Below are 8818 nucleotides of genomic sequence, written 5' to 3' on the forward strand. Positions count from 1 at the left end.
ACCGTCTTTTGGGTCCCATGCGGTCTTTGTCAGACGCGTTCGATGATGGTGGCGTTCGCCATTCCGCCGCCCTCGCACATGGTCTGCAACCCGAAGCGCCCGCCGGATGACTCCAACTGGTTGAGCATGGTGGTGAGCAGTCTGGTACCCGAGGCGCCAAGCGGGTGGCCAAGAGCGATCGCTCCGCCGCGGGGATTGACCTTCGCCAGGTCCACGCTGAATTCCCGGGCCCATGCCAGTGGTACGGATGCGAAGGCCTCATTGACCTCGAAGGTGTCAATATCGCCAATGCCCAGTCCCGATCGCTCGAGCGCACGACGTGTGGCGGGAATGACGCCGCTGAGCATGATGGTCGGATCCGATCCGGTGACCGCAAGGGTGTGAATACGCGCGCGCGGCGTGAGGCCCAGTTCGGCGGCCCGCTTTTCGCTCATGATCAAGACGGCGGAGGCACCGTCCGTGAACGGTGATGAGTTGCCCGCGGTGAGCCGCCAGTCGATCTCGGGGAACCGTGCGGCGAACCGCTCGTCGCTAAACGCCGACCGAAGCTCGGAGAGCTTCTGCACCGTTGTGTCGGCCCGGATTGTCTCGTCGTTCACATGCTCACCGCCGCCCGGCAGCGCGACGGGCACGATCTCGCCCTTGAACGCTCCGGCCGCAGCAGCCTCAGCAGCACGGCGGTGCGATTCCGCCGCAAACGTGTCGAGTGTGACCCGGTCCGCTCCCCAACGGACCGGGATGAGCTCGGCCACGATCCCCTGGTGGGGCATTCCTTCGGGATAACGCCCGGACAGGGGAGCCAAGGGATCACCGCCGACGGCGTTCGACCCCATCGGCACCCGGCTCATCGACTCCACGCCGCAGGCGATGACGATGTCATAGGTGCCCGCCATGACCCCCTGGGCCGCGAAGTGCACCGCCTGCTGGCTTGACCCGCACTGACGATCGATGGTCGTGCCCGGGACGTGTTCGGGCAGACCGGCCGTCAGAGCAGCAGTACGAGCGATATTGAGTGCCTGATCTCCGACTTGGACGACGCATCCTGCCAGCACATCCTCCACCAGTGCAGGGTCGAGTTCGGACCGGGACAGCAACTGCTGCAAGGTCTGGGCGAGCAGTTCAGCGGGATGGACCCCGCTCAACGCCCCGCCAGACTTCCCGCGCCCGGATGCGGTACGGACGGCATCGACGATAACTGCTCGAGTCAATTCATTCTCCTGAAGTCGATGGGGCCTCTTCGGCGAACGGTTTCGGCCCAAGTGGATATCTTATCGATCGATCGCTAGTAAGCTATGCTAGCATCCTTGGCACTTCCTGCACCCCGCGTAGATCTCACCCTGGGGCGCTTCCCAGAACGAGAGCAAGCAACAAGGATGCGGACGCGGACCGGCACAGATGCTCTCCGCGAATCGATCGACCGAGAGGCCAGTATGAGTCAGTACCTCAACCGCTTTCGCGCCGACGGCAAGGTAGCAATTGTGACCGGTGCCAGTTCTGGCCTCGGGCTTGGGTTCGCCCGCGCTCTTGGCTCGGTCGGGGCATCCGTCGTCGTCGTCGCCCGCAGAGGACCGCGGCTCGACGAACTGTGTGAAGACTTGGCCTCAGACGGGATCACGGCCCACCCCGTTGTCGCGGACGTAACGGAGCCGGACCAGTGCCGGGGCGCGGTCGATGCCGCTGTCGATCGTTTCGGAGCACTGGACATCCTGATCAATAACGCCGGTCTGGGCGGGTCGGTGCCCAGCCATAAGGAGTCGCCGGAGCACTTCCGGACCGTTGTGGACGTTAATCTCATGGGAACCTATTGGATGGCCCAGGCAGCCGTGGACGCGATGAGACCCGGTGCGACCATCGTCAACATCGCCAGCCTGCATAGCGTGACAGCCTCGCAGTTCCCGCAAGCGGCTTACTCTGCCAGCAAGGCCGGCGTTCTCGGTCTGACCCGAGACCTTGCAAACCAATGGTCCAAGCGAAGGGGCATCCGCGTCAACGCCCTGTGCCCCGGCTATTTCGAAACAGAAATGACCGGCGGAGCGATCGCGCCACTCTCGCAGATGGTCGAGCAGCACAGCATTCTCGGCCGTTTCGGCCGCCAGGAAGAGATCGACTCCGCTCTGATCTTCCTGGCAACGGAGGCGTCCTCTTACATGACGGGAGGCACCCTCGTCGTCGACGGCGGGTATTCCGTTGTCTGACCACCCCTCTCCATAAGCCGCGCGCTGGTTAACCGGCGGCAAACGCCGCAGCGTCGCCTCGCTCACGCCGTCGCCGGCTCGCTGGATTGACCAGCCGAGCCCCGCTGTGGACAGTTCGAACTGGTGAGTGCGCGGCAGTCGGGGCGATGCAACCAATCGCCTGGGCTCCTTGGAGTCGCAGGAGGGAGACGCGAGAACAGCCACCTTTTCTCTAGGTAGCGATCGCTAAACGAGCATGCTAGGCTCGCATGCATCCCCGGTTCACAGATGAACCCACTCCGGGCCCCTTGGCTCACCGTCCAGGAAGGATTGCAATGACGCAGATAAAAGCGACGAAGAGGTGCGCCGCTATCGCGGGCAGCCTGGCTGTCATCGCAGTCCTCGCGTCGGGCTGCTCCGGCTCGCAGTCGCAGCCCAGCGCACATGGTGATGTCGGCGACAACGCCTTCGCCGATCTGGAGCCGATGGAACTCACGTTCAATCACACCAGCCCCGCATCTGGATATTTTGCAGAACCGACGGAGGCGTTCACGGACTACGTCACTGAGGCAACCGGCGGAAAGGTGACCTTCGAGACGTTCTATTCGGGATCCCTCCTTACCGCTCCCGAGACCATCACGGGCGTCGGGGACGGAATTGCAGACATCTCATACATGTCCCCGATACTTTGGGACACCGACCTCCCCGTCAACACCTGGCTCCATTCGGCTATGACGCAGGATCGGGAGCCGTTCCCCATCGAAGAACTCGCGGCTGCGATCGCCATACGCGACTTCGTGGAGAACGATACCGCGATGCTCGCAGAATACGAAGCACTCGACGTCTACCCCCTGTGGATGATCGGCGGTGCGGCGGCCGACATGATCTGTGTCGACCCGGTCAATGACCCGGCCGACCTCCAGGGTCGCGTCGTCCGCGTGAGCAGTGAGCAGGCCACCGCCGAGGTGGAAGCCCTCGGGATGGTGCCGGCCAGTCTGCCGTTCGCCGATGTGTACGAGGGGCTGCAGCGGGGAGTCATTGACTGCGCATATTCCAACGGCGGAAGCAGCACCTTCAAGCCGTTTGGGCTTACGGAAGTGGCGAAACACTATGTTCCCGTCAATGGGTGGGTGCCCACCTCCGGAGTGGGCTGGGTAATCAACCTGGATCTTTGGAACTCGTTCTCCGACGATCTGAAGCGCGTATTCAAGCATGCATCGACGCTTGCAGCGATTTCAGAGACTGAGGGCCGGATGCGGTCACACGCTGAGTTCGGTCAGACGGCTGAATCTGATGGAGTGGAGTTTGCCGAAGCGGCCAAGATTCACCGCGTGATGGACAAGCTGCACACGGAACAGTACGACTCGATGTTCGCCGACGCGCCCCCCGCGGTCACCGATCCCCAGAAACTGGTGGGGAGTCTGCAAGAAACACGCGCGAAGTGGGCGGGACTTCTTGTGGACAACGGCGTCGTGGAGCCAGCTGCGGGCAATCCGACTGGCGGGGAAGCGCTTCGAGATGCATATGCCGGAATCTACGATGCCATTGACTGGGACGCGCTTCTCGCCGTGATGGAGGGCGAATAGCCGTGCCAGGTCGCCGAGCGGGCAACCCTCGGAGCGCTCCGCCCGACTGCGCTCCAAGGGCAACAAATTAAACCTGGAGATCTACCCGTAATCGGAAGCTTTAGATCGCCAGCAAGGAGGTCGACCCATGACGGAATCAGGTGCTCGAGGAGCTGCCGAGGCGAGAGGGATCGAGTCGTGGCTTAAGTGGATCGACAGATTCAGCATCCTCTTGGCGGTTGTCGGCGGAGCGGCAACCGTAGCGCTGATGCTCAATATAGCCGCCGACGTCGTCGGGCGATTTCTTTACCGCAGCCCACTGGCCGGAACGCTCGACTTCACACAGTATGTGTGGATGCCGACTTTGGTGTCGCTTGGCCTCGGGTACGCACTGTTGCGGGAAGAGCACGTCAGAGTAAGTCTCTTGACGGCTCCAACCGGACCTCGTGTGCAGCGAGCAATTGAGGTCGTCGGCATAACATCTGTCCTCGGCATGGCTGCCTTGTTCGCCTGGTTCGGTGCTGCGGGAGCCGCCGCGGCGATGGATCCCCCGGAAAGGGCTATCGGGACGCCTTGGCTGGCGATCTGGCCGTCCCGGTGGGCGATCGTGGTCGGTATGGCAGGCCTGCTCCTCCAGTCGCTCGCACAGGTCGTGCGGGTGTTGGCGGATGCGGACTTCAGGCCTTCTGATGATGAGGAAGAAGCCTCCGCATTGATCGCGGCAGAGGCGACCGTTTTCGATGAATTGGAGCCTTCTTCGTCGGCGCGGGAGTCCGCCGATGAAGACGCATGGACCGCCGCACGGCGGGAGGGATCTTGATGAGCGCGATGTTGCATGACGAGCCCGGGCCGCCCGCGAAGATGCACGCGCCAGCGTCGAAAAAGTCCCTGAGAGCGCACCGATCCACGATCGCTGTGGTGGTGACGTCGGTCGTGGCCATCCTGTTGACGATAAGCCTGTTGGTTATCCCGTCGAGCAAGCTGATGGTCGGGTTGCAAATCATCCTGCTGATGATGGCGCTGATGCTCCTCAAAATTCCGATCGGCATCGCGATGTCGGCGGCGGGGGCACTCGGACTCTACGTGCTAGTAGGGCCGAAAGCCGTAATGGGAACGTTGGAGGAGGTCGTCTTCACATCGTTCGCATCCTGGTCGCTGAGCGTCATCCCGATGTTCGTGCTCATGGGGGTGGCAATGGGGAAAAGCGGACTCATGGGCGGAGCGTACGACGCCGCTCGCAAATGGCTGGGCCGGCTTCCGGGCGGCCTCGCGATCGCGACCAATTTCGCAGGCGCGGGGATGGCGGCGACGAGCGGCAGCACCATCGGCATCACGTACGCCATCGGTCGGGTGTCCATCCCGGAGATGATCCGCTCCGGCTACAAGCCGGCGCTCGCCATGGGTGCGACAAGTATGGCCGGTACGCTCGGCCAGGTCATTCCGCCGAGCATTCTGCTGGTGATCTATGCCGGAATTGCGGAGACTCCCATCGGACCTCAGCTCATCGCGGGAATCGTGCCCGGAGTAGGGCTCGCGGTCCTTTTCGCGATCGTGATCGTCCTCTGGGGGTGGTTTAGTCCGAAATCGGCGCCGCGGTCGCAGAGATACGCGTGGAAGGAACGCTTCGGCTCGCTGATTCACCTCCTGCCGATGCTCATCATCGTCCTCGTGGTGACGGGAGGCATCTATACCGGTGTCTTCACTGCCACGGAGGCCGGCGCCTACGGTGCCCTTGTGACGCTCATTCTTGGCGTCGGACTAGTAATTGCGAGATCGCGAAAGAGCCTGAGACAAGGCAATACCACGGTATCCACCCGAAAGACGGTGGGCACCTACTTCTCCACCACACTCATGGAGACGGTCTCGGCAGTTGCCGCCGTCATGCTGATGCTCGTCGGAGTCTACATTCTGACGCGCGTAATGGCGCTGAGCGGCCTCGCGCAGTGGGTCGCTGACCTGGTTGTCGATTTGGGTCTCACCAAACTCACCTTCTTGCTGATGTTGATCCCGATCTACCTCATTCTCGGGTTCTTCCTCGACACCCTAGCCATGATGCTCTTGACCATACCCGTGTTCATGGGGCCGCTCATGGAGCTCGATGTCGACCTGATATGGTTCGGCGTATTCCTCATCATCCTCGCCGAAATCGACATGGTCGCACCGCCGCTCGGCTTGCTGAATTTCGTCGTTCTGGCTATCTCTCAGTCCAGTACGAAGGGGATGGGCCTGAATCTGAAGATCACCGATGTCTTCAAGGGCGTCATGCCATTTATCGCGGCGTGCATCGTCATGCTCGTCGGACTCATCGTATGGCCGGATCTCGCGCTCTGGTTGCCAAAAGCTTCCCTGGCAAAGTAGTCGTCTCTCCGGGGCGGCAGCCTGACCGCCAGGGGCGCGGTGGGCGTGACATCCAAGCCGCGACGAACATTGGACATCGGGATCACTTAGCTACAGATTGGATTCAGAAAATGACTCATGCGATTGCCCCCGAACGGTTCCGCGAGGTTCTCGGTCAGTACCCTACGGGCGTGGTCGTGGTGACCGCCGCGATCCCGGGCGAGTCGCCAGTAGCTCTGACGATCGGGTCATTCGCCTCCGTCTCCCTTGAACCGCCGCTCGTGGCTTTCTATCCCAGCAAGGGCTCGACCTCGTGGCCCAAGATCGAGGCTCAAGGTCGATTTTGCATCAACGTTCTCGGGGCTGATCAGGAGGCGCTATGCCGTGTGTTCGCATCGAAGGCGCCTGACAAGTTCGACGGGGTCGACTGGCACGCCTCGCCGGGCGGCGCTCCCGTCCTCAAGGGGGCTGTCGCGTGGATCGACTGCGACCTCGACGACGTGCAGGCAATCGGGGACCACTATCTCGTTGTTGGTCGCGTGACTGCACTGGAGACTGCTTCGCGTGACCTGCCGCTCCTGTTCTTTCGTGGCGGCTACGGCCGGTTCCTTCACGCGTCTCTCGCCGCGTCCGAGGCGACCCTTGCGGGATTCCTTCCCGTTGTCGACGCCGTCCGGTCGGAACTCGAGAGCATCGCCGCCGACTGTGGAGCGGAATGCATTCTTGCAGCCCAGACTGGAGGTGAATTCATCGTGCTGGCGAGTTCGGGATCGAAAGCGACCCCGGACGATGGATTCCCCACTCGCGTCGGCCGCCGGCTTCCGTACGTGGCACCCAACGGCACGACGCTAGCCGCTTGGGGCGATCCCGCCGACGTGGGACGCTGGGCGGAACCGCTGGGCAATGATAAGGATGACGGATATGGCGAGTGGCTCGACGTTCTGACGCTGGTCCGCCGGCGTGGGTACGTGATCGGTCGTGGGGGCGTGCCTTACGCCGCTATGGAGGCTGCGATCGAAAGTCGCACTAGTGGGATCTCCGATCCGGCTTTCCTGGATGCGTTGACCAGCGTCCGAAAGACGATGCTGGACCAGCCCACGCTCGATGAGCCCGGCGACGGCTACGACATTCGGTCTATTACTGTCCCGATCTTCTTGTCAAATGGACAGGTTGTGCAAATGGGTCTCTACGGGCTGCGAGCGGAGATGTCTCGCGAGACGGCTCGTCGGTACACCCAACGGCTCCTCGAGGCGTCTTGGCGGTGCACGGCGCTGATCGGCGGTGAACTGCCCGCCGACTTCCCGCGCCCCCCGAGGACGACCTGAACCTGGCTATGTCAGTCCCTCAAACTATGCGCGCCGTGCGCATTGCCAACCAGTGCGGCCCACACACGCTGACCGTTGAGGAGGTGCCCACTCCGAAGCGGGCAGCCAACCAAGTATTAATCGATGTGCACGCCGCCGGGGTCACCTTCCCAGACGTCCTGCAGACCCGCGGCGAGTATCAGTTGCGCGTGCCCCTGCCCTTCACAATCGGCTGTGAGTTCGCAGGTGTCGTCATCGAAACGGATGCCTCATCCGGGTTCGAAACCGGTGATCGCGTCGCTGCGATCGGCCCAACCGGCGCGTTCGCAGAGTATGCGGTCGCGGATGTGCGCCAGGTCCTGCCGCTTCCTCTGGGCATGGACTTCACAATCGCCGCCGGCATGCCCATGAACGTGCTGACAGCGGACTTCGCGCTCGGTCACAGGGGCGGTCTGCGTGCCGGTGAGTCTGTGCTGATCCACGGGGCGGCGGGAGGTCTGGGGGTCGCGCTCGTCCAACGCGCCAAACTCGCAGGCGCCTTCGTTATTGCGGCGGTCTCGACTGCAGCGAAAGAGGAGGTCGCCCGGCGCGCAGGTGCCGATTGTGTCATTCACCCGGATGGCTTCCGCGAAGCTGTGGGCAAGTTGACGGACGGGCGGGGCGTGGACATGGTGGTGGACCCTGTCGGCGGTGATAGATTCACTGATTCGCTCAGGTCCCTCGCGACGGACGGTCGACTCCTCGTCCTCGGGTTTACCAGCGGAGAGATACCCGTCGTGAAAGTGAATCGCTTGCTTCTGAAGAACCTCGCCGTCATCGGTGTCGGCTGGGAGGGTCTCTCGGGCGCTGGCAAAGTATCGCCGTTCGAACAGTGGCTGCGACTGCTGCCTGATATCAAGGGTCGAAAGCTCGATCCGATCGTGACAGAAGTGTTCGCATTCGAGGACGCCTCGGCGGCGGTCGCGAGTCTGCAAGAGCGCCGAGCCATGGGCAAGGTCGTCATCCGGGTTCGAGGACGATAGCAATGATGTCGAAAGGTCCGGAGCCAAGCACCGGGAGCTGGTTCGATATGTGCCCATCCCTAACATCCTTTACACGTCCATGCGCTGAGTGATTGCCAGCCGAATTCCGCGGCTGGCTCCGGCCACGATTGCGTGCTTGCCCGACATCCGCGGCGCGGTCAACTCTCCGAGCATCACCACCCTTACTAATCGAGGCTAGCCGAGCGAGCGCTCGGTAAAGTACGCTTGATTCGAACCGGGGGCGATGTCAAGACGGCATCCGAACCCGACCCGTGCAATGGACGAATGGAAGTATCACGCCTTGCGGCTCCGCATTAATACATTGCGACAGCCGTCGCGAAGAAGGCGGCGAGAGGAGATGTCAGTGAAGATCATCGTGCTGGTGAAGGAGGTCCCCGACACTTACGGGGATCGCA

The 8818-nt window shown here is 62.4% G+C and carries 7 protein-coding genes; 6 read left to right on the plus strand and 1 reads right to left on the minus strand.

Annotated features, from left to right (window positions below):
• Window positions 1–29 precede the first annotated feature (29 nt).
• Complete coding sequence (locus AC5RUP_RS15120) at window positions 30–1208, minus strand: thiolase family protein (RefSeq protein ID WP_494158713.1); 1179 nt, start codon at window positions 1206–1208, stop codon at window positions 30–32.
• A gap of 222 nt (window positions 1209–1430) precedes the next feature.
• Here AC5RUP_RS15120 and AC5RUP_RS15125 point away from each other — a divergent pair, with 222 nt between their 5' ends.
• The 6 genes from AC5RUP_RS15125 (at window position 1431) to AC5RUP_RS15150 (ending at window position 8402) form a co-directional block, all read left to right on the plus strand.
• Entirely contained in the window at window positions 1431–2195 is a 765-nt protein-coding gene (locus AC5RUP_RS15125) for an SDR family NAD(P)-dependent oxidoreductase (protein ID WP_494152994.1), read from the plus strand.
• Between the two features lie 314 nt (window positions 2196–2509).
• The gene (dctP, locus tag AC5RUP_RS15130) at window positions 2510–3760 is read left to right on the plus strand and encodes a TRAP transporter substrate-binding protein DctP (RefSeq protein WP_494152993.1); all 1251 of its coding nucleotides are present in this window, start codon (window positions 2510–2512) and stop codon (window positions 3758–3760) included.
• 127 nt (window positions 3761–3887) lie between these two features.
• The gene (locus AC5RUP_RS15135; protein WP_494152992.1) at window positions 3888–4559 is read left to right on the plus strand and encodes a TRAP transporter small permease subunit; all 672 of its coding nucleotides are present in this window, start codon (window positions 3888–3890) and stop codon (window positions 4557–4559) included.
• Window positions 4559–6097, plus strand: coding sequence for a TRAP transporter large permease (locus tag AC5RUP_RS15140; RefSeq protein ID WP_494152991.1), 1539 nt, complete (start codon window positions 4559–4561; stop codon window positions 6095–6097). Before AC5RUP_RS15135 ends, AC5RUP_RS15140 begins: the two co-directional genes overlap by 1 nt.
• A gap of 110 nt (window positions 6098–6207) precedes the next feature.
• Window positions 6208–7401: a flavin reductase gene (locus tag AC5RUP_RS15145; RefSeq protein WP_494152990.1), complete on the plus strand. Its 1194-nt coding sequence runs from the start codon at window positions 6208–6210 to the stop codon at window positions 7399–7401.
• A gap of 26 nt (window positions 7402–7427) precedes the next feature.
• Window positions 7428–8402, plus strand: a complete 975-nt coding sequence (locus AC5RUP_RS15150; RefSeq protein WP_494152989.1) for an NADPH:quinone oxidoreductase family protein — start codon at window positions 7428–7430, stop codon at window positions 8400–8402.
• The last annotated feature ends 416 nt before the right edge of the window (window positions 8403–8818 follow it).

Source organism: Arthrobacter sp. Y3223151, assembly GCF_059091125.1.